The sequence below is a fragment of the Oleiagrimonas citrea genome, assembly GCF_012395255.1.
Taxonomy (GTDB): Bacteria; Pseudomonadota; Gammaproteobacteria; order Xanthomonadales; family Rhodanobacteraceae; genus Oleiagrimonas; species Oleiagrimonas citrea.
In genome coordinates, this window is sequence record NZ_JAAZQD010000003.1 from 480,166 (window position 1) to 504,228 (window position 24,063).

Here is a 24,063-nt window from a genome sequence, read left to right on the forward strand (position 1 = left end):
GCCGAGCGCGGCTCCGGTAGACTGCCGGGCACGTCTTCCAAGGAGTTTTCCGCGCATGCGTCGCACGGTGTTCTTCATTTCCGATTCCACCGGCGTCACCGCCGAGACCATCGGTCATTCGATTCTGGCCCAGTTCGAGGGCATCGACTTCGACGCCCATCGCCTGCCGTTCGTGGACGATGCGGACAAGGCGGCGGCCGCGGCGCTGCGGATCAAGACCGCCTACGCCAAGAGCGGCATGAAGCCCATCGTGGTCAACACGATGGCGGATCAGGCGTTGTGCAGCGTGGTGGCGGGCAGCGGGGCGTTGATGATCGATCTGTTCGCGCCATTCATGGGGCAGCTGGAGCAGGAGCTGGGCACCAAGCGCTCGGGCGCGGTGAACCGTTCTCACGGTCTGGTCGACACCAATCGCTACGACCGCCGCATCGACGCCACCAACTACGCGCTGACTCACGACGACGGCATGAGCACCAAGTTCGACGACGCCGACGTGATCCTGGTCGGCGTGTCGCGTTCGGGCAAGACGCCGACCTGTCTGTACATGGCGCTGCAGTACGGCGTGAAGGCGGCCAACTATCCGCTGACCGACGACGATCTGGAGCAGGACCATCTGCCGAGTTTCCTGCGGGTGCACAAGCCGCGCCTGTATGCGTTGAATATCGACGCCGAGCGTCTGGCGCAGATTCGCTCCGAGCGGCGGCCGAACAGTCGCTACGCCAGTGTCGAGCAGGCGCGCTGGGAACTGGGCAGGGCGCAGCACATGTTCCTGACGCACAACATTCCGCAGATCAACACCACGCACCTGTCGATCGAAGAGATCGCCTCGCGCATCCTCAGCCACATGGGGCTGGAACGGGACGTGTTCTGAACCTGTGCGTAAGAGCATGTCCGGTCTGTCGCGGCATCGACCGCGGCGATGCTAGCATCGGGCCATGAGCGAGATTCTCGACCGTCCGACCAGCGTTCTGCCCAGCCGCTTCGGTTATCTGATGGGGCTGTATACGGAGAACTATGCGCGCCTGGCGCGCCTGTTCGCGCCGCATCGGCTGGAGGCCGGGCACTATGCGTCCGATCCCGGCGACGGCCTGCAGGTGCACATGCACGTGCTGGAGCGTCATCGCTACACGCTGGAACTAGACCTCAGCTACGGCTTCGTCGATGAGCGCACGGGGTTGCCGACGCCGTCGGCACAGTTGCGCATGTACACCGATGCCAAGCAGGCCGAGGCCTGGCACTGCGAACCGGGCCGGCACCTGTGGCAGGTGCTGGGTCCGTTTCCCGAGGCGCGCACGGTGATGCAGCATCGTCTGCGCATGAACAGCTTTCTCAATCGCTGGCTGGAATACCTGGCCGACCAGGGGCATTCCATCGGCACGCTGCAGCGCATCGACGAGACGCCGAAGGTGCGTTACGCCTGAGTTCCGGGCTTCGGCCCGGGGCATGCACTCCGCTTTGTTCAGTGACGCCGTGCGGTCTGGTCGTGTGGCGCGCTGCGTCGTGCGTGCGCCGTCGTGCTGCATTCGTGCGCCGTCGTGCGTGCGCCGTCGTGCTGCATTCCGGGCAAGAAAAAAGCCCGCGCGAGGCGGGCTTTTTTCTTCAATAGTGGCGGAGCGGACGGGACTCGAACCCGCGACCTCCGGCGTGACAGGCCAGCATTCTAACCAACTGAACTACCGCTCCGCGTTGTGTTTCCAGCTTTCATCCCTGTTGCCAAACTTGGCGTCCCCACGGGGATTCGAACCCCGGTCGCCACCGTGAAAGGGTGGTGTCCTAGGCCTCTAGACGATGGGGACAGGGTTTAGTGGTGGAGCCAGCCGGGATCGAACCGGCGACCTCTACAATGCCATTGTAGCGCTCTCCCAGCTGAGCTATGGCCCCGCCGCTGGAAGCGCGAAAGAATAGAGATGTGCCCCCTCTTCGTCAAGCGTTTTCGTGCAAACAATTTCAACTTTTTTTCCGGGGGCGCCGAAAGCACTGTCGCAAAAGGGATTCCGGCAAGGTTCGGGGAGTGTCCGGCATACTGCACGCAAGACCTCGGGGAGCATCTATGCACGACATCGGCTTCATTCGCGACCTCGCCATCGTGATGCTGGTCGCCGGCGCGGCCACGCTGATCTTCCATCGACTGCGTCAGCCGGCGCTGTTGGGCTACATCCTGGTCGGTGTGCTGATCGGTCCGCACACACCGGGACCGCTGGTCGCCGATCCGCGCACCATCAACGACATTTCCAATCTCGGTGTGGTGCTGCTGATGTTCACGCTGGGGCTGGAGTTCAGCGTGCGCAAGTTGCGCAGCGTCGGCGCGGGCGTGCTGGTGGCGGCGGTGGCGGAGGTCGGCCTGATGCTGTGGTTCGGCTACAGCCTGGGCGAGTGGCTGGGCTGGTCGCGCATCGACGCGCTGTTCCTGGCAGCGATGGTGGCGCTGTCCTCGACCATGGTGGCCTCGCGCATGCTGGCCGAGGGCAAGCTGCGGCATCAGCCGTTCGCGCGGCTGGTGGTGGGCGTGCTGGTGGCCGAGGACGTGATGGCGGTGGTGCTGCTGACTGTGCTGACCGCCGTGGCGCTGGGCGGCACGGTGGCCGCCGACGCGATCAGTGTGGTCTGGCATCTGGGGCTGTTCGTGGTGGTGGGCCTGATTCTGGGATTGCTGTTGCTGCCGCGCCTGGTCGATCACGTGGCCGGATACGGTCGTGACGAGGTGCTGCTGATCTGCGTGCTGGGTATCTGCTTCGGTGCCTGTCTGCTGGCGGCGAGTATGGGTTTCAGCGTAGCGCTGGGCGCGTTTCTGGCTGGCGCGGTGGTGGCCGAGTCGCGCAGCTCCGGTCGTGTGGTGCACCTGGTCGAGCCATTGCGCGACATGTTCGCGGCGTTGTTCTTCGTCGCCATCGGGCTGAAGATCGATCCGGCGATGCTGTACCACTACATCGGTCCGGCGCTGATCATCGCGGTGGTGGTGGTGCTCGGCAAGACGTTCGCGGTGAGCCTGGGCGTGTTCCTGACCGGACACGATGCGCGCACCTCGATGCGCACGGGACTCAGCATGGCGCAGATCGGCGAGTTCTCCTTCGTCATGGCCACGCTGGGCGTCTCACTGGGTGTGGTCAGCGACTTCATCTATCCGGTGGCCGTGGCGGTGTCGGTGCTATGCATGGCGATGTCGCCGTATCTGGTGCGTTCGGCCGACCGCATCGTCGACGGCATGTCGCGTGTAGTGCCGCGTCCGATGCGCAGTCTGGCGCGCAGCTATAGCGAATGGCTGGAGAATCTGCGGCCGGTGGACGAGAACGCGGTGATCGCTGCGATGTTCCGCCGCTTCCTGTGGCACATCGGCGTGAACATCGCGCTGGTGGTGACGTTGTTCGTGATCGGCGCGTACGTCAATGCACACAACTGGCGGTTCTTCTCGCAGTTCGGCATCGATCGCGACACGCGGCATTCGGTGATCTGGGCCTGTGCGCTGTTCCTGTCGCTGCCGATGCTGATCGCGGTGTACCGCAAGTCGGACGCGCTGGGCATGCTGCTGGCCGAGCTGGGCATCCGCGAGCGTTTTGCCGGGCAGTACACGTTTGCGATCCGCAACGTGCTCGCGCGGATCATTCCCTTGCTGACGCTGGTGGCATTGGCCTTGCTGGTGGTGGCCCTGAGTTCGGCGATTCTGCCGCCGCGCGGTGTGGCGCTGATGCTGATCGTCGCGGGTGTGCTGGCAGCGTTGGTGCTCTGGCGCGGACTCGTGCGCCTGCATGCGCGTCTGCAGGCGGCATTGAAAGACACATTGAGTCCGGATGGCCCCACGGCATTGCCGTCGAAATCCACTGAAAAACAGGATGGTGCCGGCGCAAGCTGATGCGGAATGTCGCGGGACGTGTGATCCCGCGCCGGAAAAAGGCGTTGCGGCACGCCGCGCAGGAACCTTTGTGGGGCACGTTTGTCCATTGTCGCGCGCCGTTGCCAAGCCGGCTGCAAGACCGGCACAATGCTCGGCCTGTCCGTGTCAGGGGAGGTCGATTCCGATGGCGCCGGCACAACCACACACGAGGGAGTATCGAATGAAGCATTTTCCGCGTTATGCGATGACGGCCGTCGCCGTTGCCGCGCTGGCCATGTCCACAGGTGCGTTCGCGCAGACGGGCGGCAAGTCCAAGGCTGCGCCCAAGGTCAACAAGAACGAGGCCAGCTACGTGGTGGGCTGGGATCTGGCGAGCCAGCTGCCGCCGATCGTCCGCGACGAGATCAATCCGTCCATCGTCGCCAAGGCCCTGCAGGACGCGCTGTCCGGCAAGAAGCCGCAGATCGACGAAGCCAAGGCCAAGCAGGTGCGTGAAGCGTTCGTCACCGAGCTGCGCAGCAAGGCCAAGGCCGAGTACGAGAAGATGGCCACCAAGAACAAGCGCGAAGGCGCCGCGTTCCTGGCCGCGAACAAGAAGAAGCCGGGCGTGAAGACCACGTCGTCGGGCCTGCAGTACAAGGTCATCAAGCAGGGTACGGGTCCGCATCCGGGTCCGAAGGACACCGCGGACATCGAGTACGTGGGCACCTTCATCGATGGCAAGAAGTTCGACGCTTCGGCCGACCACAAGGGCGGTGGCCCGACCCCGATTCCGCTGTCCAGCGTGATCCCGGGTTTCCGCGAAGGCCTGGAGCTGATGCAGGTCGGTGGTCACTACAAGCTGTACATTCCGTCGGACCTGGCCTACGGCGAGCAGCCGCAGAACGGCTTCCCGCCGAATGCCACGATCATCTTCGACGTGAAGCTGGACAAGACCACGCCGCCTGCGCCGAGCAGCGGTGGCAAGGGCGACAGCGGCAACTGATCAAGTTCCGTTCGACCTTGCAAGTGTTCGTACGGGGCGCGGAACGATCCGCGCCCCGTCTTGTTTCCGGCGTCGTGGAGAGGCGTGCGCTGGTCCCCGTCCCGCGGGCTGCCTACAATGTGCAGTCTGTTCCAGTCAGTGGATAAAGAGCCATCATGAAAGTGACGATCTTCGGTACCGGCTATGTGGGCCTGGTCACGGGTACATGCCTTGCCGAAATGGGCAATCACGTAGTCTGTGTGGATGTGGATGCAGACAAGGTGGCCGGCTTGGAGCGGGGTCAGATCCCGATCTACGAACCGGGTCTGGAACCGATGGTGACGCGCAACCACGCCAGCGGACGCCTGCGCTTCACGACCGAAGCGGCGCCGGCCATTGCTCAGGCCGAAACGATTTTCATCGCCGTCGGAACGCCGCCGGATGAGGACGGTAGCGCCGACTTGCGCTACGTGCTCGAAGTCGCTTCGACGATCGGCGAGCATCTCGATCACTACGCCGTGGTTGTCGATAAGTCCACGGTGCCGGTCGGTACGGCCGACCGTGTGCGCGCCACGTTGCGCGCTGCGCTCGATGCACGTGGCGCCAAGGTCGAGTTCGACGTCGTTTCGAATCCCGAGTTCCTCAAGGAAGGCGATGCGGTCAACGATTGCATGCGTCCGGACCGGATTGTCATCGGCAGTTCCAGCGACCGGGCGATCGCGCAGCTGAGCAAGCTGTACGCACCGTTCAATCGCAATCACGAGCGTCTGGTGGTGATGGATGAGCGTTCCGCCGAGCTGACCAAGTACGCGGCCAATGCGATGCTGGCGACCAAGATCAGCTTCATGAACGAGATCGCCAACATCGCCGAGCGCGTCGGTGCGGACGTGGAACAGGTGCGTCTTGGCATCGGCTCGGACCCGCGCATCGGTTTTCATTTCATCTACCCGGGCGCGGGCTACGGCGGTTCGTGTTTCCCCAAGGATGTGCAGGCGCTGGAACGCACGGCGAAGGCGCACGATTACACTGCGACGCTGCTGGAGGCCGTGGAAGCCGTCAATGCGAAGCAGAAGCACAAACTGTATGAACTCATCGAGCGTCACTTCGAGGGCGATCTGAAGGGTCGGACCATCGCGCTGTGGGGACTGGCGTTCAAGCCCAATACCGACGACATGCGCGAGGCGCCCAGCCGCTATCTGATGGAGGCGCTGTGGAAGGCCGGTGCGCGCATTCGGGCCTTCGATCCCGAGGCGCGCGACGAGGCGCGGCGCATCTATGGCGAGCGCGAGGATCTGCTGCTGTGCGATTCCCTGCAGGAGACGCTGGACGGCGCCGATGCGCTGGCCGTGGTCACTGAATGGAAGGCTTTCCGCAGCCCGGATTTCGAAATGCTTGCCGAGCGCCTGGGTGAGCGCGTGCTGTTCGACGGCCGTAATCTGTACGATCCGGAGCAGGTCGAAGAAGCGGGGCTGGCCTATTACGGCATCGGTCGCGGTCGTTCCGCGCAGGTCAGCCGCAGCTGAGTGAGCAGACCATGACCCAGGAATCCGAACGCTTGCAGGACATCGAAGTCCGCCTGACTTTCCTCGATGATGCGGTCGGCGGTCTGTCCGAGGCGGATGCCGACCTCAGCCAGCGACTGCTGGCGGTCGAGCAAGCATTGCGCGCGTTGCGCAGCGAGGTTACTGCATTGCGTGCCGCGGTCGGCCACGACGCACATAGCGAGCCGCCGCCGCCACACTACTGAAACGCCGGCCTGCTTGGATGCAGGCTGGGACGTCATGATTGAAAGGGTGCCATGTCATGGCCGATTCGTTGCGAGATCAACTGCTCAAGGCCGGCTTCGTCAGCAAGGCGAAGCCGAAGCCGGAGCGTCGCGAGTTCAGCAAGAAAAAACGCGGTGGGAAAAATCGCGGTAGTGCCAAATCTGCTTCGGCATCGGAGTCGGCTTCCGGTGAAGTCGATCTTGCGCGCGCCTATGCGATGCGCGCAAAGGCCGAGGCTGGCGAGCGTCGGCGCGAGAAGGCCGAAGCCGAGCGTCTGGCGCGAGAGCGCAAGGAGCGCAAACGCAAGCTGCGCGAAGTGCTGGACGGCGCGATCCTGAACAAGGCCGATGCCGAGTTGATGCGTCATTTCGAGTACGGCGGAAAGATCCGTCGCGTGCATGTCGATAGCGATCAGTTGGCGCGACTCAATGCCGGCGAACTGGCGGTCGTGCAGCAGGGAGGACGCTATCTTCTGGTTGCGCTGGATGTCGCGGACAAGGTGCGCGCCTTTGCGCCCGAGCACATCGCATTGCAGGTCGATCCCGAGACCGAGAGCGGCAAGGGCGACGACGGCGTGCCGGACGACCTGGTCTGGTGATGTGCGGTCGGCGTCCCGTGTGGACGCCGACTCTCCGGTTCAGACGTCCGAGCGTTCGCGCAGGAGTGGACTGTCCCACCCGTCGCGCGGACGGAAGCGATCTCCGTGACTACGCGCGAGGGTCTCGAGCCGATTGCGCAATTCGTCGGCGCCTGTTTCGCGGATGTACTGGATCGGACCACCGAGGAACGGTGCGAAGCCCGTGCCGAAAATCACGCCGGCATCCAGCAGGTCGGCCTCGTCGACGACCTTGTCGTGCAGGCAGGCCACGGCTTCGTTGACCATCGGAAGAATCATGCGGTCGGTGATGTCGTCGGCGGGCTTGTAGCCGGACTCGACCTCCGGCTTCTGCGGCTTGCCGTCTTCCCACACGTAGAACCCGCGACCGTCTTTCTTGCCGCGCTTGCCGTCGTCGAGACGGTCCTCCATGCCGTGTGGAATCTGCAATCCGAGGAAGGGCGCCAGCTCCTTGCCCACGGACACGCATACATCCAGCCCGACGGTGTCGGCCAGTTCGATCGGACCCATGGGCATGCCGAAGCGACGCGCGGCCTTGTCCAGCACGGCGCCGGGGACGCCCTCGCCGAGCATGCGGATCGATTCCAGCAGATAGGGCATGAGGATGCGGTTGACCAGGAAGCCCGGCGTGCCGGCCACGGCCACCGGCAGCTTGCCGATGGCCTTGCAGAAGGCCAGGGCGCGCTTTTCGGTCTGCGCGTCCATCTTGTCGTGCCGCACGACCTCGACCAACGGCATCTTCGCCACAGGATTGAAGAAGTGCAGGCCGAGGAAGCGTTCGGGATGTTTCAGGCCGCTGCGCAGTTCATCGAGCGGAATCGAGGAGGTGTTGCTGGCCAGCAGCTCGTTGGCCTGGAACTGGGGTTCGATGTTCGCATAGAGCTTCTGCTTGGCTTCGGCGTTCTCGTAGATGGCCTCGATGACGAGATCGGCGTCGGCCACGCCCTTGCCTTCGACGTCCGCGCGCAGGCGTGACATCGGTTCGGCGGCTTTGTCTGCGGACTTCAGCTTCTTTTCGTACAGCGCGCGGGCACGATCCAGTGCCGGCTGTACATATTTCATTTCGCGATCCTGCAGCGTGACCTGGAATCCCTTGAGTGCGCTCCAGGCTGCAATGTCGCCGCCCATGACGCCGGCGCCGACTACGTGCACGTGCTCGATGCCATGTTCGGTATCGGAGCCGAGCTTCTTCAGTCGTTCTTGCAGGAAGAACACGCGGATCAGGTTGCGTGCGGTCGGCGTGGCGGCGAGCCGGGTCACTGACTTGGCCTCCAGGCGCAGGCGCTGACTGATATCACTTCCGCCGCGGCGCCAGACTTCGATCAGTGCGAACGGTGCCGGGTAATGCTCCTTGCGCACCTTGGCGGCAGTCTGTTTGCGCACCATCGGTGCGAGGATCTGCCGTGTCGGCCAGATATTGGTGGCCCAGGCCATGAAGCGTTGCGGAAAAGGTCGCTTGCGCGGACGGTGCACAAGCTTGCGCGCCATCTCCATCAATGCATCGGCCTCGCACAGCGCATCGACCAGACCGGCGGCGCGAGCGCGGCCTGCCGAGAAGGGGCGACCAGTGAGCATGGCCGGCAGCGCCTGCGGTGCGCCGATCAGACGCGGCAGACGAGCGGTGCCGCCCCAGCCCGGATGGATGCCGAGCATGACTTCGGGCAGCCCGATGCGCGTGTTCGGGGCGTTCACGGCCACGCGCTGATCGCAAGCCAGCACCAGTTCTGTGCCGCCACCCATGCAGGCGCCGTGAATGGCGGCGACGGTGGTGCAGGGCAGGCGCGCCAGTTTCTGGAAGACCTTCTGGCCGTTGCGGATGTTGTCGAGCACGCTGTCGTGGCGTGCGAACTCGATGAATTCGTGGACGTCGGCGCCGACCGCGAAGCCGGCGGACTTGGCGGAATGGACGATCACGCCGCGCGGCGCTTCGATGGCCAGCCGCTCGACGATTTCGTCCAGTTCCTCGATCACCGCGCGCGACAGTGCATTGACGCTGCTGTCGGCCCGGTCCAGGGCCAGGGTCACGATGCCGTCGTCGTCGCAGCCGGTCTGCCAGTGCTTGAAGCGCAATCCCTCGAACATGAGCTCTGTATCGCCAGCGGAATGGGACGATCACGATACCGCGAGGTTTCCGTGAATGCGAGATGCTTCACAGCGGTGCTGAACCTGTGGCGTATACATGTCCGGGGAACCCGTGCGCATCGGGCTAGCATCGCTTATGCTGCGCAGGCGACGCGGCCGTGTGGATGGGGCGCAGGTGCTGTGTCACGCAACATTGGAACGAACCATACGATGGAAGCGGCAGGACTCCAGCCAGGCATAGACACTCTCGACCGCATCGTCGACGCCGAGTCGACGCTTGTGGTGCTGCGTACCGATCAGCCCGAGGTGTTGGTCGAACAGTTCAGGCAGATTACGCGTCGAAGCGGGCAGAGCGCATATGTGTGGTACCACGACGGCGGTCTGCACAGCCTGCGCGAAGGCGGTGTGCGGGTTCCGGGATGTCGGCGCGTCGGCGACACGCTGCGTTATGTGCTGCAGAGCATGCATTTCGGCATCTATCTGATGATCGGCGTGCAGGGGCCGCTCGACCGCGCCGAGCAGACGCTGCTTCGTCAGCTCGAGCGGCGACGTTCGGAGCAAGTGCGACGGGTGGTATTGCTGACCAACGACGACGCGTTGATCGAATCGGTCGACGGATTGGCGACGGTGATCGGCGGAGCCGTGGCGGGTGCGCGGCCGCGGTTGCGCGACGGACGCTGGGTGGTCTGACTATGTTCGCCAAGTTGGCACCGCATGTTCTGATTGTGGCCGCGGACCGCGATGATCGCCGTAGACTCTTCGATGCGCTAGACGGACAGGGGCTCGCGGCGTTGTACACCGCTCGCGACGCGCGCCAGGCGCGCAATCTGCTGTCCGAAGGCTCCGAATTGCAGGCGGTGATTCTGGATTTCCACGGCGAGGCACACGAGAACGTCGCGCTGTGTGCACATCTTCGCAGCCTGCCAGAGGCAGCTGGCGTGCACATACTCGGCATCCTCAGTGCCGATCCGCAGCAGCGATCCTGGGGGTACCAGCATGTTCCGCCCGGTGTCGATGACTGGCTCCGGAGTCCGATCGATGTCGGGGAAACACGTGTCAAATTGCTGACCCTGTTGTCCGGGAAGGACCGCAAGCCGGCCATTGTCGGTGCCGGCGCGATGGGCGATTACCGCTTTGCCTTCGATTGCGATGACAACGAATTGCTGGTCCTGGATGCCGACAACGGCGAGATCCTGGACCTGAATCCGTCCTTCGAACGCAGCTCCGGCTACGGGCGTGAACAGCTGCGGGGCAGGGATGCGGCGCCCCTGCTCGGCCTGAGCGAGAGTCAATTCGCAAAGATGCGCGAGGTGGTGGAGAAGGACGGCGTGGCTCGCCGCCGCTGCAATCGCGGGCGCGCGAACGGCGAGTCGGACGTGGTCGACTTGACCATGCAGCCGGTCACGCGCGGCGGTCAGCTCGTGCATCTGGTCAGTCTGAGGGATCGCCGCGAACTGGAAGCTGCGCGCATGGCCATGGGGCTGCTCGCCCGCATGCAGGCCACGGGCAAGGGCGAGGATCGCATGGCCGCCTCGGCCCGACTGTTGGCGGATCTGCTGCAATTGGACTACGTGGCGGTCTACTCGGCGCGCCCCGAACTCGAGGACGGCCCGCAGTTGCTGACGCGTGAGCTGCGCCGCCAGTTCACCAGCGATGCGCCGGACCCGCTTAACGGTGGCACGTTGAAGCTGGTGTTGGACGGCCGCCCGGTGCTGCTGCCGGCGATCAGCCCGCAGGTGGCGCAGAATGACGATTTCATCGCCAGGATGGGCTTCGGCGCATTCGCCGGATTGCCGCTGCTGGACGAACGCCGCAATGTGCTTGGCGCCTTGCTGATCGGTTCGCGCGACTCCTGGCGCGGGCGGCCGCTGCTGGCCGAGACGCTGCGTGTGGCCGCGGCGCGCTTCGGCTTCGATCTGGAGCTGCAACGCGCACGCGAGCAGGGACGCGCCAAGGGCCTGCAGGACGGCCTGACCGGACTGCCCAATCGCCTGCTGTTCAACGACCGCCTGGAAACCACGCTGCGTGAAGCACGCCGCACCGGCGAGATGTTCGCCGTGCTGTTCGTGGATCTGGACCGCTTCAAGAGCATCAATGATTCGCTGGGACATTCCGTCGGCGACAAGGTGCTCAATGCCGTGGCGCAGCGTCTGCGCAAGTCGGTGCGCGGCTCCGATACCGTGGCGCGCTATGCCGGCGACGAATTTACGGTGATCCTTCGCCACATCACCCAGCGCGACGACGTCAAGCGCATCGCCGAGAAGATCGTCAACCTGATGGAAGTGCCGCTGACGCTGGAAGGTGATTCCGAGCTGCGCATGACGGCCTCGATCGGCATCAGCTTCTATCCGGACGACGCCACCACGGCCGACGACCTGCTCAAGTACGCCGATGTGGCGATGTACAACGCCAAGGGCATGGGACGGAACAACTATCAGGTCTACCAGGCGGTTTCGGAGGAGTCGAGCCAGCAGCGAATCGCCCTGGAAAGCAATTTGCGCAAGGCCGAGGACAACGGCGAGCTGCGTGTGTACTACCAGCCGCAGATCGACGTCGAGTCCGAGGACATCGTCGGCATGGAGGCGCTGGTGCGCTGGGAGCATCCGGAACTGGGCATGATCAGTCCCGGCTTCTTCATCCCGCTGGCCGAGGAAACCGGTCTCATTGTCGGCATCGGCGAATGGGTGCTGCGCACGGCCTGCGCCGACGCTTATGCCTGGCAGCAGCGGTATGGCCTGCAGCTGCGCGTCGGCGTGAATCTGTCGGCGGTGCAGCTTCGCCAGAAGAGCCTGCCCAAGATGGTCGCCGACGCGCTCGCTTCCAGCGGACTCGATCCGAGCAGCCTGGAGCTGGAAGTGACCGAGAGTATCAGCGTGAAGTCGGTCACCAACCTGATGGAGAATCTGGACGCGCTGCACGAGATCGGGTGCCAGATCGCCATCGACGATTTCGGTACCGGGCACGCTTCGCTCGATTATCTGCGGCGTCTGCCGGCGCGGCGTATCAAGATCGACCAGAGCTTTGTGCGCAACATCGGCGTGGACCCGGATGACGAGGCCATCGTCAAGGCCACCATCGACATGGCGCACAGCCTGAAGCGGGATGTGGTCGCCGAGGGTGTCGAGATCGAGCCGCATCTGCGTTTTCTGCGAGAACAGCACTGCGACGAGGTGCAGGGATATCTGTTCTGCCGTCCGCTGCCGGCGCAGGCCTTCGATCGCATGATGGCCGAGCGGCAGCGTCTGTACGGGCGGCGTGCCGAAGGCGGCATGGCCGGTTGATGGTCGTGCGCGGGGCTTCTTGACGACCCTGGCGACCGCCCCCATCCTCGTTAGCGAACTCCGGCCGGATTTGCCGGTCATAGTCAGGGTTGCGCGTATCGGCGCTCATGTCGATGCCGGGTGAACACCTGATACGGGCGCAGTCCCGCAGGGGACTGCAGAGGAGAATGGCCCGGCATGGGCGAAAACGAACTGGACCGCGCGCTCGTCGAGCGCGTACAAAATGGCGACAGGGGCGCGTTCGACCTGCTGGTGCGCAAGTACCAGCACAAGGTGATCGGGCTGATTTCCCGTTACATCTCCGACCGCAGCGAATGCGAAGACGTTGCGCAGGAGGCGTTCGTGCGCGCCTGGCGCGCCCTGAAGTCGTTCCGCGGCGACAGTGCGTTCTACACCTGGATGTACAAGATCGCCGTCAACACCGCCAAGAATCACCTGGTTGCACGCGGGCGGCGTCCGCCGGCCGATGACATCGCCGTCGAGGACGCGATGTACGGTCCGACCGCGGAGCGTCTGTACGAGACGGCCACCCCTGAACGCGAAATGATGCGCGAGGAGGTGGAACAAACCGTGTTTTCCACTGTCCAAGAACTGCCGGACGAGCTGCGCACGGCCATCACCCTGCGGGAGGTGGACGGTCTCAGCTATGAGGAGATCGCTGAAGCCATGGATTGCCCGATCGGCACCGTGCGCTCCCGTATCTTCCGGGCCCGTGAGGCCATCGACCGGCAACTGCGGCCCCTGCTGTCCCATCGTGAGGAATCGTAAAGATGAACGAAGCCCACCGTGAGAACCTCTCCGCCTTGACCGATGGCGAGCTTGCGTTCGATCAGGTTCGCTTCCTGCTGCGGCGCGTCGAGCACGACGCCGAATTGCGCGCGTCGTGGACCAGTTACCACGTCGGACGCGATTGCCTGCGTGGCGAATTTTCCGGGGCGGCGCGCGTCGATTTCGCCGACCGTGTGATGGCTGCGCTGGATTCGGCGCCGTCTTCCGCCGCGGTCGGTCACGGCTCGCGACGATGGTTGCGCTGGTCCGCCGGCGGTGCGATTGCCGCCAGTGTGGCCGCCGTGGCCCTGATGGTTGCGCAGCCGCAGACCTCGTCCCCCGGCGACGCAGCCGCAGGCGGTCCGGCCATTGCCGCAGCGAACACGTCTTCGGATGTTTCCGCCAACACCGTGATGCGCGCCCCTGAGGTGCCGAGCTGGTTGTCGATCACGCCGATGGCGGGTCAGCTCAGTCAGCGCGCATCGGCCAGCACACTGGATGGTCAGTTGCGCGGTGACACGTTGACGCCTGCCACGTACCAGTTGAGCGGCGATGCACTCATCCCGACCACGTATGCAAGGCGGGCGGCGCCGTACATGAGCATGCGCGGTTATCCGGCGCACGAGGCCGCCAATCCCCGCCAGTACGGGCGGGCGGATGTCGGCGGCTGGGTCATCCCGATGACGCCGAGCTCCGAATCGCCGACGAAGGCGCACTGACGCAAACAACGGGACGGCGGCGTGCGCCGTCGTCCTTCGCGTTCTCGTGACGCCATTTCCCAAATCGAAGAACCCCGCGGACCATGCGTTCCGCTGGTCGACCCGTTGTGGCCATGTGCGACATGGCATCTGTTTCGACGAAACCATCCAAGGAGGCAACCACCCCATGAGAGCCATTACGATGCGTCTCGGCGCCACCTTCGGTCTGCTGATGCTCGCCATCGGCGCCCAGGCCGCGCAACTGCCGGATTTCACCGGCATCGTCTCGAAGAACGCGCCTGCGGTGGTGCATGTCGAGGCCAAGTACGACGGCGGCAAGTCGCCCTCAATGCAGATGCAGCAGCAGGGCGGTCCGGATCAGCAGCAGATTCCGGAGATTCTTCGTCGTTTCTTCGGCGGCCCGATGGGGCCCCAGGAAGATCCCGCGCACACCTCATTGGGTTCGGGCTTCATCATCTCCAGTGACGGCTACATCCTGACCAACGACCACGTGGTCGACGATGCCGACTCGGTGACGGTGCGCCTGCAGGACCATCGCACCTTCAAGGCCAAGGTCGTGGGCTCGGACAAGCTCTATGACATCGCGTTGCTGAAGGTGAAGGCGCACGACCTGCCGACCGTGTCCATCGGCGATTCGAGCAAGCTCAAGCCGGGGCAGTGGGTGCTGGCGATCGGCTCGCCGTTCGGCTTCGACTACACCGTGACCCAGGGCATCGTCAGCGCCGTGGGACGCAATCTGGGGCGCCAGGACCAGCCCTACACCTCGTTCATCCAGACCGATGTGCCGATCAATCGCGGCAACTCCGGAGGTCCGCTGTTCAATCTGGATGGCCAGGTGGTCGGCATCAATTCGCAGATCTATTCCAACACCGGCGGCTACATGGGCGTGTCGTTCTCGATTCCCATCGATCTGGCCATGAATGCCGTGCAGCAGCTCAAGACCAAGGGTCATGTGTCGCGGGGCATGATCGGCGTGGGCATCCAGAATGTCGACCAGGACAAGGCCAAGGCGCTGGGCCTGGCTGATGTGCGTGGCGCGCTGGTGCGTACCGTCAATCCGGGCAGCCCGGGTGATCGGGCCGGACTGAAGGTCGGCGATGTCATCACGGACTTCGACGGGCGCGTGGTGAACACCGCTTCGGATCTGCCGCCGATGGTAGCGGCCACCGCTCCGGGCACCGAGTGCACGCTGAAGGTGATCCGTGACGGCAAGACGCGCACAATCAAGGTCAAGCTCGGCGAGCTGAAGGGCAATGGTGACGGGCCGTCCGCCGGTTCGATGGGCAGCAGCAGTTCCAAGCTAGGCTTCAGCGTGCAGTCCATGACCGACGATCAGCGCCAGATGCTGGGCCTCAAGCGCAGCGAGGGCGGCGTGGTCATCGACCATGTCGATGGTCGCAATGCCGCCGAGGCCGGGTTGCGCCCCGGTGACGTGGTGCTGATGGTCGGCCGCAAGAAGGTCTCCACGGTGTCCCAGTTCGACAAGGCCATCGCCGAGTACAAGCCGGGCAGCACGGTGATGCTGCTGGTCCGTGATCGAGGCGGCAATACGGCATTCGTTACGGTCACGGCGGCCAAGCCGGGCAGCGAATAAGCGTTGTTCCCGCGCACCGCCGCCCCTTGCGGCGGTGCGCATGGATACGGCGTTCCATGCGATAATCGACGCCTTGCACCGTCTGCGTCCGCGGGCGGTGCCTTGCCATGTGCACACGGCAGCATGGCCCAAGCCAAGCACGGATTCCATGGATCATATTCGCAACTTCTCCATTATCGCCCACGTCGATCACGGCAAGTCGACGCTTGCCGATCGCATCATCCAGCTCTGCGGCGGTCTGACCGAGCGCGAGATGGCCGAGCAGGTGCTCGATAACAATCCCATTGAGCGCGAGCGCGGCATCACGATCAAGTCGCAGGCTGTGTCGTTGCCGTACACCGCGCGCGACGGCAAGACCTACCAGCTCAACTTCATCGATACGCCGGGCCATGTGGACTTCTCCTATGAGGTCAGCCGTTCGCTGTCGGCGTGCGAGGGCGCGCTGCTGGTGGTCGACGCCGCGCAGGGCGTGGAGGCGCAGTCGGTGGCCAACTGCTACACCGCGGTGGAGCAGGGCCTGGAAGTGGTGCCGGTGCTGAACAAGATCGACCTGCCCACGGCCGACCCGGACCGCGTCAAGGAGGAAATCGAGGCGGTGATCGGCATCGAGGCCGACGACGCCATCGCGGTCAGCGCCAAGACCGGCGAGAACGTGACCGACGTGCTGGAGGCTATCGTCCAGCGCATCCCGCCGCCGAAGCCGGGTGATACCGACAAATTGCAGGCGCTGATCATCGACTCCTGGTTCGACAACTACCTGGGTGTGGTGATGCTGGTGCGCGTGATGCAGGGTGAACTGAAGCCCGGCAGCAAGATCCAGGTGATGTCGACCGGCCGCTCGCACGGTGTCGACGAGGTCGGCGTGTTCACACCCAAACGCAAGAAGCTGGGTCGGCTGGGCGCGGGCGAGGTCGGCTGGGTCAACGCGGCGATCAAGGATGTCCACGGCGCGCCGGTCGGCGACACGCTGACCCTGGCCAACGATCCGGCGGACAAGCCGCTGCCCGGCTTCCAGCAGATGCAACCGCGCGTGTTCGCGGGACTGTTCCCGGTCTCGGCCGACGACTATCCGGACCTGCGTGAGGCTCTGGACAAGCTGCGCCTCAACGACGCCGCGCTGTTCTTCGAGCCGGAATCCTCCGAGGCCATGGGCTTCGGTTTCCGCTGCGGCTTCCTGGGCATGCTGCACATGGAGATCGTGCAGGAGCGTCTGGAGCGTGAGTACGACCTGGACCTGGTCACCACCGCGCCGACCGTGGTCTACGAAGTCGAGAAGACCGACGGCGAAGTGATCAGCCTGGACAATCCGGCCAAGCTGCCAGCGTCGCCGCAGATCACCGAGGTCCGCGAGCCGATCATCGTTGCCAGCATCCTGACGCCGCCCGATCACGTGGGCGCGATCATCACGCTGTGCGAGGAGAAGCGTGGTGTACAGAAGGGTATCCAGTACTTGGGCACGCAAGTGCAGATCAGCTACGAACTGCCGCTGGCCGAAGTGGTGCTGGACTTCTTCGACCGCCTGAAGTCGGTGTCACGCGGCTACGCCTCGATGGAATACCACTTCCAGCGGTTCCAGCCCGGCCCGTTCGTGCGCGTGGACGTGCTCATCAACGGCGAGCGTGTCGATGCGCTGAGCCTGATCGTGCACCGTGTGCAGGCCGAGACCCGCGGTCGGGACCTGGTCGAGCGCATGAAGGGACTGATTCCCCGACAGCAGTTCGACGTCGCCATCCAGGCGGCCATCGGCGGGCAGATCATCGCCCGCTCGACGGTCAAGGCGTTGCGCAAGAACGTGCTGGCCAAGTGCTACGGCGGCGACGTCAGCCGCAAGAAGAAACTGCTGGAGAAGCAGAAGGAAGGCAAGAAGCGCATGAAGCAGGTGGGTCGTGTGGAGATTCCACAGGAAGCCTTCCTGGCTGTGCTGAAGGCCGACAAGTAGACGATGCAGGGAAATAGGGCACAATCGGCGGCAGGAGTGCCGGCGGTTTTCCCGGCATTCCATGGCAGGGCGAGTGTGATTCCACGCGCCGCCCGCGTGATTTTCAGGAAATAGGCATGGCATTCGATTTTGCGTTGACGCTGCTGGTTCTCACCGTTCTGTTCGGTCTGGTCTGGGGGCTGGACCGCGCTTTCCTCTATCGTGCGCGCAAGCGCCGCGCCGAGGAAACGGGCAAGGACTATCGCGATCCGTGGCCGGTGGACTGGTCGCGATCGCTGTTTCCGGTGGTGCTGCTGGTGCTGGTGCTGCGTTCGTTCGTGGCCGAGCCGTTCCGCATTCCCTCACCCTCGATGTATCCGACCTTGAAGGTGGGCGATTTCATTCTGGTGAACAAATTCAGCTACGGCCTGCGCCTGCCGGTGTTCCACACCAAGATTCTGAAGGTGGGCGAGCCCAAGCGCGGCGATATCGTGGTGTTTCGTCCGCCGTGGTCGCCGGATCAGGACTGGATCAAGCGTGTCGTGGGTCTGCCTGGCGACAAGGTCGTGGTGCGCGGCGAGCAGGTCTTCGTCAACGGCAAGCGCGTCGAGACGCAGCCCATCGGGCCCTATGCCGGCGACGTGTCGGACAAGTACGACCGCATGATCATGAGCAAGCAGGGCATGGTGCTGGACGAGAATCTGGATGGCGTGCATCACCACATCATCGAGACGCCGCTGGCGCATTTCGCGCCCAACGTGCCCAATGGCGACAATCCGGTCACGGTGCCGCAGAATTGCTATTTCGTGATGGGCGATAATCGTGACGACAGTGACGATAGTCGCTACCACGGCTGCGTGCCGGAAAAGGACCTTGTCGGCAAGGCCTTCTTCATCTGGCTGAGCCTGCATTCGATGAACCGCATCGGAACGGTATTGCATTAACTGGCATCAGGGCGGCCCGGCGGGCGCCGCATAGGGGAGACCGAAATCATGAAATCCAGGCAGAAAGGCATCACGCTGTTCGGCTTTATCTTCATCATTCTGATCGCGGGTTTCTTCGCGTACATGGCGATGAAGCTGTTCCCGCCGTACTACCACTACATGGGCGTCGAGAAGGCGATGAAGGAAATATCGCAGGAGGACCTGACCGGCAAGAGCCGCGACCAGATCCGTCGCGAGTTCATGTACAAGCTCAGCTTCCAGTACGCGGACGATCAGTTCGGTTCGAAGAACGTCCGTTTCGAACAAAATAGCGGTGGTTCGACCACGCTTCACGTTGTGTACGACAAACGCGTGCATTTCATCTACAACATCGACTTCCTGATGCATTTCGAGAAGAGCGTTCCGTTGTCCGGATCGGTCGAGTGAGCGTGTGAAGCTGGATCATTCCTTTCGCGACCCGGCTCTGTACGAACTGGCGCTGACTCATCGGAGCATCGGCCGGCCGAACAACGAGCGTCTGGAATTTCTCGGCGACGCGTTGCTGGATCTGGTGGTCGCCGAGATGCTGTTTGAAGCCCACCCGAATGCAAGCGAAGGCGAGTTGACACGCTTGCGTTCGGAGTTGGTCAATGGCAAGCGACTGGCCGGCTTGGCACGCAAACTCGAGCTTGGCGACAAGCTGCGTCTGGGACCGGGGGAACTGAAGAGCGGTGGATATCGACGTGATTCGATTCTTGCCGATGCCTACGAAGCCCTGATTGCGGCGGTATACCTCGATGCAGGCTTCGATGCCTGCCGGCGCGTGGTGCAGAAGCAGTTCGCTGCACTGGTGCAGGACACGCCACGTTCGCGCAAGGATGCCAAGACGCGTCTGCAGGAGTGGCTGCAGGCGCGCGGGCTGACGTTGCCGACCTACGAGCTGCTTGCCGCGCACGGCGAAGATCACGCCCGTATCTTCGAGGTCGCATGCACGCTGCAGCAGCCCGACACGATGCGTTTCGAAGCCCAGGGCAAAAGCCGTCGCGCGGCTGAACAAAGCGCGGCCCAACAAGCGCTTGTACGACTCGAGCGCGGAGACACGAAATGAATGATTCCGCCGAGCAGGATTTCCGCTGCGGCATGGTGGCCCTGGTCGGGCGCCCGAACGTGGGCAAGTCGACCTTGCTCAACGCCCTGATCGGTTTCCGGTTGAGCATCGTCAGCCCGAAGCCGCAGACGACGCGTCACCGCATTCTCGGTATTGCCAACAGCGACGACGGTCAGATTCTGTACGTGGACACGCCTGGCCTGCACCGCGGTGCGCGCAAGGCCATGAACCGGAGCCTGAACCGTGCCGCGCGCGCGGCCATCGCCGAGGTCGATGTGGCGGTTCAGGTCGTCGAGGCCGGACGATGGACCGACGAAGACGAGGCTGTCTACGCAGCGCTCGCCGAGCGTTCGGTGCCGTCGCTGCTGGCGATCAACAAGGTCGACAAGCTGCGTGACAAGGAAGCCCTGCTGCCGTTCGTGGCCGAGTTGTCCGAGCAGCACAGTTTCGATGAAATCTTCTACGTCAGCGCGCTGAAGCGCAAGGGTCTCCAGGATCTGGAGAAGGGCATTCTTTCGCGGTTGCCGTCACGCGCGCCGATCTTCGGTCCGGACGACGTGACCGACCGGAGCGAGCGGTTTCTCGCCGCCGAAATGGTGCGCGAGCAACTCATGCTGCGGCTGGATCAGGAGCTGCCGTATGCGACCACGGTCGAGATCGAGCGCTTTGCGGATCGCGAGGACGGTCTGGCGGAGATTCATGCCGTGATCTGGGTCGAGCGCGACAGCCAGAAGGCCATCGTCATCGGTGCGCGCGGGGAACAGCTCAAGGCTGTCGGCGCGGCCGCACGGCGCAGCATCGAGCGTGTGTTCGGACGGCGCGTCTTTCTCAAGCTCTGGGTCAAGGTCCGTGCCGGCTGGGGCGACGACGAGAACGCGCTGAAACGCTTCGGTTACACCGACTGATCCTCTCGGCGGTCGTCCTGCGCTAGCCTAGCGATTCCGCTTTCGGACTTCGTTCCCGATGCTTCTCGTCCAGCAGCAGCCTGCCTATGTACTGCATGCGCGTGCCTACCGCGAGACGTCTCTGCTGCTCGAGTGCCTGACGCGCGATCATGGGCGTCTCGGCGTGGTGGCGCGAGGCGTGCGCGGTCCACGCTCGCGTTTGCGCCGGGCCGACCTGGAGCCTTTCCAGTCGCTGGAGCTGGACTTCACTTTGCGTGGTGAGCTGGCCACGCTGCGCGGCATCGAGCCGGTGGGCCGGTTGCTGCGATTGAAGGGCGATGCGCTGCTTTCGGGTCTGTACATCAATGAACTGGTCGTGCGCATGTGCGCGCGCCAGGATCCGCAGCCGATGCTGTTCGATGCGTATGCCGATACGCTGTCACGACTCGACACTGCGCAGGCGCCAGGTTGGCCGCTCCGGCGTTTCGAGCGGGATCTTCTGAATGCGCTGGGGTATGCCATGCAGCTTCGTCATGAGGCGGATGCCCGAACGCCGTTGGATCCGCAGGCGCTGTATCGCTATTTCCCGGAGACCGGCGCTCAGCGTTGCGCTCCGCAGGCGCCGCAGGCTGTACGGGGCGAGGATCTGCTGGCGCTGGCTGCCGATCGCTGTCCGGAGCAGGATGGCCTGCGCCGCCTGCGTGGATTGATGCGCGAGGTGTTGCGCTTTCACCTAGGTGGTACCGAGTTGCGTGCCTGGCGGATGTTGCGTCCTGGCCCACCTTCGGCGAGTTGAGTCGACCTCAGTCGCTGGACGGCGCGCGTTCTTGCAGCGCCAGCAAGGTTCCCGCGAGTCGTTCGCGGAAATGTTCCAGCGCCGCATCGCGGCGTTCCGGCGTGGCGGACGAAAGTTGTTCGCATGCACGCGCCAGCGGCAGCGCACCGCAAAATCCGCACGAAGCGCGGAGACGGTGCAGGCGCTCGTTCAGCGCCCCGCGTTCCTGGATCAAGGCGTCGAGCTGTGCGGACAAGGTCTCGAGTTCTTTGCGGAACAGACCGCGCAGCGCCTGTAGCGTGTGCGCGTCACCGCTGGCGTCCAGGGCCGCGGTCTCGTCCAGCAAGGGAGGAGCATGCGGTAGCAGGGCTTGCACAGCCTGTTCGAGCTCGTGAACCTGCAGCGGTTTGCGCAGGACTTCACGAAAACCGCTGGCGCGAAGCTCGCGCTCCATGTCCGGTGTGACTTCGGCGCTGCTGGCAATGGCGGGTACGCCGTGCGAGGCCGAGGTGGTCTCGCTCGACAGCGCGTCGAGAATCTCCCGCGCGCCGTGGCCGGGAAGGCGGCAATCCAGCATCAGCAGGTCGTAACGGCGCTCGCGTGCACACGACAAGGCCTGTGTCCCATCGGCACAGGATTCGACGTCCAGCCCCAGCCCACGCATGGCCTCCGCCATGAACAAGGCGCTGACCGGGTCGTCCTCTGCGAGCAGGACGCAGGCGGGCGAAGCGGTTGCTTCGTTGACGTCGGGCATGGTCGTTGATGTGACGTTAGGGAAGAGTTTGGCAGAATGGCCTGCGATGAACCTGCGATCAAGCCGTAATTACTGCGCATGCTGGATGCTGTTGGCGATCTCCCTGCTGGGAGCGCACACGGCACGGGCCGCGACGTCGGTACAGGCGGCCTCGGTCGTGCTGCCGGGTGTCGCGCTGAAGCAGGTAGACGGAACTCTCGCTCCCGATGCGGATGGGCAGCTCGCCTTGCACCTGAGCATCGCCAGCGCCGATGTCGATGCGCTGGGCTGGAAGCATGTCGGGGTCGATTTGCAGGGAACGTTGATACGCAGCCGCTCGGATACCTGGTACTGCCAGGGCCGCCTCACGCTGCGCGGTGCGCCGGGAGGGATGCTGCGCAAATCGGGGCGCTTCGGTCTGATCCTGGATATCGGGGCCAACACTCTGCAACTGGATCTCGGAGATGGAAAGAACGAGACGGTGTCCCTGGCGTTGCCGCTGGATCAGACCACCCATGTCCAGGCGCAATTCATCCATGTTCCGCTGGCCTGGCTGCAGGGGCCGCTGTCGCATGCCTGGTCGGGACGCCTGAAACGGGGAAGCATCGACGGCACGATGGCCATGGATTTCTTTCCGGATGGCCTCCAGGGTGCGGCGTCGCTGCAGTTGAGCAAGGCCAGCTTCGATGGCGGCTCGGTCGCGGGCGAGGGCGTTGGTCTGAAGGGGCGCCTGAAGATCGACGTCAATGCCCAGCGCAGTCAGATCGGCGTAAGCGGCACGCTGCGCGGTGGCGATCTTCTGCTGGGGCCGGTCTACGCAAATCTTCCCGCTCATGCGACGCAGTTGGCGTTCGACCTGACGTCTCAGGGCGGCAGCATGCGCGTCGATCACCTCAGTTTTTCCGATCCGCGTACGCTGTCCCTGGCCGGCGGCTTCATCTTCGGGGCGGATGGCAGTCTGCACAGCATGACGTTGAATCGTTTCGGCGCACGCTTTCCGGCGGCGTACCAGCGTTACGGAAAGACCTGGTTGTCCACGCTGGGGTTGAATGACCTGAAGACCGACGGCGGCCTGAGCGGCGCCCTGGTGCTGGGCGCGAACGGCATGCGCGCACTGCGTCTGCAGGCTGACCAGTTCGATGTGCGCGACGGCGCAGGCCGCTTTCGTGTCCATGGCCTGAACGGTGAACTGGACTGGAACCGCAGTGGTACGCGACCCGCCACGGCAATGTCCTGGAAGGGCATGGATCTGTATCGCATTCCCCTGGGGGGCGGCACCAGCCACTGGCGCAGCGAGCGTGGCGTGTTGCGCCTGACCTCCGGCGTCACGGTGCCGGTGCTGGGTGGTCAGCTCGGCATTCAGCAATTTGCCTGGCAGCCCGGAGCCAGCGAGGGCGACCGTGTGGACATGACTTCGACCGTGACCGGGGTGGACATGGGCAAGCTGAGCCACGCCTTGGGGTGGCCGCGTTTCCACGGGACGTTGGCCGGTTCAATGCCGGGTCTGAGCTACGTCGAAGGCAACATCCGTTTGCAGGGCGGATTGGCGCTGAACGTATTCGACGGTTTCGTCGATGTCACCGATCTCTCGTTGAAGCATCCCTTCGGCGACACCCCGGAGCTGGCGGCCGACGTCAGCTTGCACAAGCTCAACCTGGGCGCCATGACCGACGTATTCGATTTCGGCAAGATCACCGGCGAACTGCATGGCGGCATTCGCGATCTGCGCCTGGTGGATTGGGCGCCGGTCGGCTTCGATGCGCAGTTGCTGGCCGACTCTGGCGGTCGAATCAGCCAGCGAGCCGTGAACAACCTCACCTCGGTCGGCGGGGGCGGTATCGCCGGTGGCCTGCAAGGCGCCGTGCTCAAGCTGTTCAAGAGTTTCCGCTACGACCGGATCGGCCTCCATTGCAAGTTGGAAGGCAGTGTGTGCCGGATGGGCGGTCTGGAGCCGAAGGACGGCGGATACTTGATCGTGGACGGCGAGGGTCTGCCTCATCTCACTGTGATCGGTCATCAGCATCGCGTCAGCTGGCCGACACTGGTTTCGCGTCTGAAATCCGCCATTGAAGGCGGTGGTCCGAAGGTCGAGTAAACCCTTTC

The 24,063-nt window shown here is 64.1% G+C and carries 21 protein-coding genes and 3 tRNA genes; 19 read left to right on the forward strand and 5 right to left on the reverse strand.

Features of this window, described 5'->3' with window-relative positions; translation table 11 throughout:
• Positions 1–55: 55 nt before the first annotated feature.
• On the forward strand, positions 56–871 hold the full coding sequence (gene ppsR, locus HF690_RS09315; RefSeq protein WP_113064785.1) for a posphoenolpyruvate synthetase regulatory kinase/phosphorylase PpsR: 816 nt from the start codon (positions 56–58) through the stop codon (positions 869–871).
• Positions 872–935: 64 nt separating this feature from the next.
• A complete protein-coding gene (locus HF690_RS09320) occupies positions 936–1,421 on the forward strand; it encodes a DUF1249 domain-containing protein (protein WP_113064786.1) in 486 nt (161 codons plus the stop codon).
• A 185-nt stretch (positions 1,422–1,606) separates the two neighbouring features.
• Here HF690_RS09320 and HF690_RS09325 read toward each other — a convergent pair.
• From HF690_RS09325 to HF690_RS09335, 3 genes are all read right to left on the reverse strand, one after another.
• Positions 1,607–1,683 (reverse strand) — tRNA-Asp (locus tag HF690_RS09325).
• A gap of 37 nt (positions 1,684–1,720) precedes the next feature.
• Positions 1,721–1,796, reverse strand: a tRNA-Glu gene (locus HF690_RS09330).
• A 9-nt stretch (positions 1,797–1,805) separates the two neighbouring features.
• Positions 1,806–1,881: transfer RNA gene (locus HF690_RS09335), tRNA-Ala, on the reverse strand.
• Between the two features lie 169 nt (positions 1,882–2,050).
• Between HF690_RS09335 and HF690_RS09340 the strand changes: the two genes are divergently transcribed.
• The 5 genes from HF690_RS09340 (at position 2,051) to HF690_RS09360 (ending at position 7,157) form a co-directional block, all read left to right on the forward strand.
• Positions 2,051–3,847 (forward strand): cation:proton antiporter, encoded by a 1,797-nt coding sequence (locus tag HF690_RS09340; RefSeq protein ID WP_168609238.1) that lies wholly within the window; start codon positions 2,051–2,053, stop codon positions 3,845–3,847.
• Positions 3,848–4,049: 202 nt separating this feature from the next.
• Positions 4,050–4,814 carry an FKBP-type peptidyl-prolyl cis-trans isomerase gene (locus tag HF690_RS09345; protein ID WP_168609239.1) on the forward strand — a complete coding sequence of 255 codons (765 nt, stop codon included), beginning with the start codon at positions 4,050–4,052 and terminating at the stop codon, positions 4,812–4,814.
• Between the two features lie 155 nt (positions 4,815–4,969).
• Positions 4,970–6,316 (forward strand): UDP-glucose dehydrogenase family protein, encoded by a 1,347-nt coding sequence (locus tag HF690_RS09350; protein WP_168609240.1) that lies wholly within the window; start codon positions 4,970–4,972, stop codon positions 6,314–6,316.
• Positions 6,317–6,327: 11 nt separating this feature from the next.
• A complete protein-coding gene (locus HF690_RS09355; RefSeq protein WP_113064790.1) occupies positions 6,328–6,540 on the forward strand; it encodes a SlyX family protein in 213 nt (70 codons plus the stop codon).
• A 56-nt stretch (positions 6,541–6,596) separates the two neighbouring features.
• Positions 6,597–7,157, forward strand: a complete 561-nt coding sequence (locus HF690_RS09360) for a DUF2058 domain-containing protein (RefSeq protein ID WP_168609241.1) — start codon at positions 6,597–6,599, stop codon at positions 7,155–7,157.
• A 39-nt stretch (positions 7,158–7,196) separates the two neighbouring features.
• Here HF690_RS09360 and HF690_RS09365 read toward each other — a convergent pair whose 3' ends face one another.
• On the reverse strand, positions 7,197–9,257 hold the full coding sequence (locus HF690_RS09365) for a 3-hydroxyacyl-CoA dehydrogenase NAD-binding domain-containing protein (protein ID WP_113064792.1): 2,061 nt from the start codon (positions 9,255–9,257) through the stop codon (positions 7,197–7,199).
• A gap of 210 nt (positions 9,258–9,467) precedes the next feature.
• Between HF690_RS09365 and HF690_RS09370 the strand changes: the two genes are divergently transcribed.
• From HF690_RS09370 to recO, 11 genes are all read left to right on the forward strand, one after another.
• Entirely contained in the window at positions 9,468–9,947 is a 480-nt protein-coding gene (locus HF690_RS09370) for a hypothetical protein (RefSeq protein WP_146742300.1), read from the forward strand.
• A gap of 2 nt (positions 9,948–9,949) precedes the next feature.
• Positions 9,950–12,538 carry an EAL domain-containing protein gene (locus HF690_RS09375; protein WP_240151694.1) on the forward strand — a complete coding sequence of 863 codons (2,589 nt, stop codon included), beginning with the start codon at positions 9,950–9,952 and terminating at the stop codon, positions 12,536–12,538.
• A gap of 177 nt (positions 12,539–12,715) precedes the next feature.
• Positions 12,716–13,306, forward strand: coding sequence for an RNA polymerase sigma factor RpoE (gene rpoE, locus HF690_RS09380; protein WP_113064794.1), 591 nt, complete (start codon positions 12,716–12,718; stop codon positions 13,304–13,306).
• Between the two features lie 2 nt (positions 13,307–13,308).
• Positions 13,309–14,025: a sigma-E factor negative regulatory protein gene (locus HF690_RS09385; RefSeq protein WP_168609242.1), complete on the forward strand. Its 717-nt coding sequence runs from the start codon at positions 13,309–13,311 to the stop codon at positions 14,023–14,025.
• A 166-nt stretch (positions 14,026–14,191) separates the two neighbouring features.
• Complete coding sequence (locus HF690_RS09390; protein ID WP_113064796.1) at positions 14,192–15,619, forward strand: DegQ family serine endoprotease; 1,428 nt, start codon at positions 14,192–14,194, stop codon at positions 15,617–15,619.
• Between the two features lie 148 nt (positions 15,620–15,767).
• A complete protein-coding gene (gene lepA / locus HF690_RS09395; protein WP_168609243.1) occupies positions 15,768–17,558 on the forward strand; it encodes a translation elongation factor 4 in 1,791 nt (596 codons plus the stop codon).
• Between the two features lie 116 nt (positions 17,559–17,674).
• Entirely contained in the window at positions 17,675–18,481 is an 807-nt protein-coding gene (lepB, locus tag HF690_RS09400) for a signal peptidase I (protein ID WP_113064798.1), read from the forward strand.
• Between the two features lie 48 nt (positions 18,482–18,529).
• Entirely contained in the window at positions 18,530–18,907 is a 378-nt protein-coding gene (locus HF690_RS09405; protein ID WP_113064799.1) for a DUF4845 domain-containing protein, read from the forward strand.
• A gap of 4 nt (positions 18,908–18,911) precedes the next feature.
• Positions 18,912–19,568 carry a ribonuclease III gene (rnc, locus tag HF690_RS09410; protein ID WP_168609244.1) on the forward strand — a complete coding sequence of 219 codons (657 nt, stop codon included), beginning with the start codon at positions 18,912–18,914 and terminating at the stop codon, positions 19,566–19,568.
• Positions 19,565–20,473: a GTPase Era gene (gene era, locus HF690_RS09415; RefSeq protein WP_113064801.1), complete on the forward strand. Its 909-nt coding sequence runs from the start codon at positions 19,565–19,567 to the stop codon at positions 20,471–20,473. The genes rnc and era overlap by 4 nt, the downstream gene beginning before the upstream one ends.
• 58 nt (positions 20,474–20,531) lie before the next feature.
• Positions 20,532–21,248: a DNA repair protein RecO gene (gene recO / locus HF690_RS09420; RefSeq protein WP_168609245.1), complete on the forward strand. Its 717-nt coding sequence runs from the start codon at positions 20,532–20,534 to the stop codon at positions 21,246–21,248.
• A 7-nt stretch (positions 21,249–21,255) separates the two neighbouring features.
• Here recO and HF690_RS09425 read toward each other — a convergent pair whose 3' ends face one another.
• The gene (locus HF690_RS09425) at positions 21,256–21,981 is read right to left on the reverse strand and encodes a response regulator (protein ID WP_113064803.1); all 726 of its coding nucleotides are present in this window, start codon (positions 21,979–21,981) and stop codon (positions 21,256–21,258) included.
• Positions 21,982–22,027: 46 nt separating this feature from the next.
• On the opposite strand from HF690_RS09425, the gene HF690_RS09430 reads away from it, so the two are divergent.
• Positions 22,028–24,055 carry a YdbH domain-containing protein gene (locus HF690_RS09430; RefSeq protein WP_240151695.1) on the forward strand — a complete coding sequence of 676 codons (2,028 nt, stop codon included), beginning with the start codon at positions 22,028–22,030 and terminating at the stop codon, positions 24,053–24,055.
• Positions 24,056–24,063: the final 8 nt, after the last annotated feature.

Coding starts and splice junctions, on each gene's coding strand:
- ppsR (WP_113064785.1), top strand. CDS start 56: ATGCGTCGCACGGTGTTCTTCATTTCCGATTCCACCGGCGTCACCGCC.
- HF690_RS09320 (WP_113064786.1), top strand. CDS start 936: ATGAGCGAGATTCTCGACCGTCCGACCAGCGTTCTGCCCAGCCGCTTC.
- HF690_RS09340 (WP_168609238.1), top strand. CDS start 2,051: ATGCACGACATCGGCTTCATTCGCGACCTCGCCATCGTGATGCTGGTC.
- HF690_RS09345 (WP_168609239.1), top strand. CDS start 4,050: ATGAAGCATTTTCCGCGTTATGCGATGACGGCCGTCGCCGTTGCCGCG.
- HF690_RS09350 (WP_168609240.1), top strand. CDS start 4,970: ATGAAAGTGACGATCTTCGGTACCGGCTATGTGGGCCTGGTCACGGGT.
- HF690_RS09355 (WP_113064790.1), top strand. CDS start 6,328: ATGACCCAGGAATCCGAACGCTTGCAGGACATCGAAGTCCGCCTGACT.
- HF690_RS09360 (WP_168609241.1), top strand. CDS start 6,597: ATGGCCGATTCGTTGCGAGATCAACTGCTCAAGGCCGGCTTCGTCAGC.
- HF690_RS09365 (WP_113064792.1), bottom strand. CDS start 9,257: ATGTTCGAGGGATTGCGCTTCAAGCACTGGCAGACCGGCTGCGACGAC.
- HF690_RS09370 (WP_146742300.1), top strand. CDS start 9,468: ATGGAAGCGGCAGGACTCCAGCCAGGCATAGACACTCTCGACCGCATC.
- HF690_RS09375 (WP_240151694.1), top strand. CDS start 9,950: ATGTTCGCCAAGTTGGCACCGCATGTTCTGATTGTGGCCGCGGACCGC.
- rpoE (WP_113064794.1), top strand. CDS start 12,716: ATGGGCGAAAACGAACTGGACCGCGCGCTCGTCGAGCGCGTACAAAAT.
- HF690_RS09385 (WP_168609242.1), top strand. CDS start 13,309: ATGAACGAAGCCCACCGTGAGAACCTCTCCGCCTTGACCGATGGCGAG.
- HF690_RS09390 (WP_113064796.1), top strand. CDS start 14,192: ATGAGAGCCATTACGATGCGTCTCGGCGCCACCTTCGGTCTGCTGATG.
- lepA (WP_168609243.1), top strand. CDS start 15,768: ATGGATCATATTCGCAACTTCTCCATTATCGCCCACGTCGATCACGGC.
- lepB (WP_113064798.1), top strand. CDS start 17,675: ATGGCATTCGATTTTGCGTTGACGCTGCTGGTTCTCACCGTTCTGTTC.
- HF690_RS09405 (WP_113064799.1), top strand. CDS start 18,530: ATGAAATCCAGGCAGAAAGGCATCACGCTGTTCGGCTTTATCTTCATC.
- era (WP_113064801.1), top strand. CDS start 19,565: ATGAATGATTCCGCCGAGCAGGATTTCCGCTGCGGCATGGTGGCCCTG.
- recO (WP_168609245.1), top strand. CDS start 20,532: ATGCTTCTCGTCCAGCAGCAGCCTGCCTATGTACTGCATGCGCGTGCC.
- HF690_RS09425 (WP_113064803.1), bottom strand. CDS start 21,981: ATGCCCGACGTCAACGAAGCAACCGCTTCGCCCGCCTGCGTCCTGCTC.
- HF690_RS09430 (WP_240151695.1), top strand. CDS start 22,028: ATGAACCTGCGATCAAGCCGTAATTACTGCGCATGCTGGATGCTGTTG.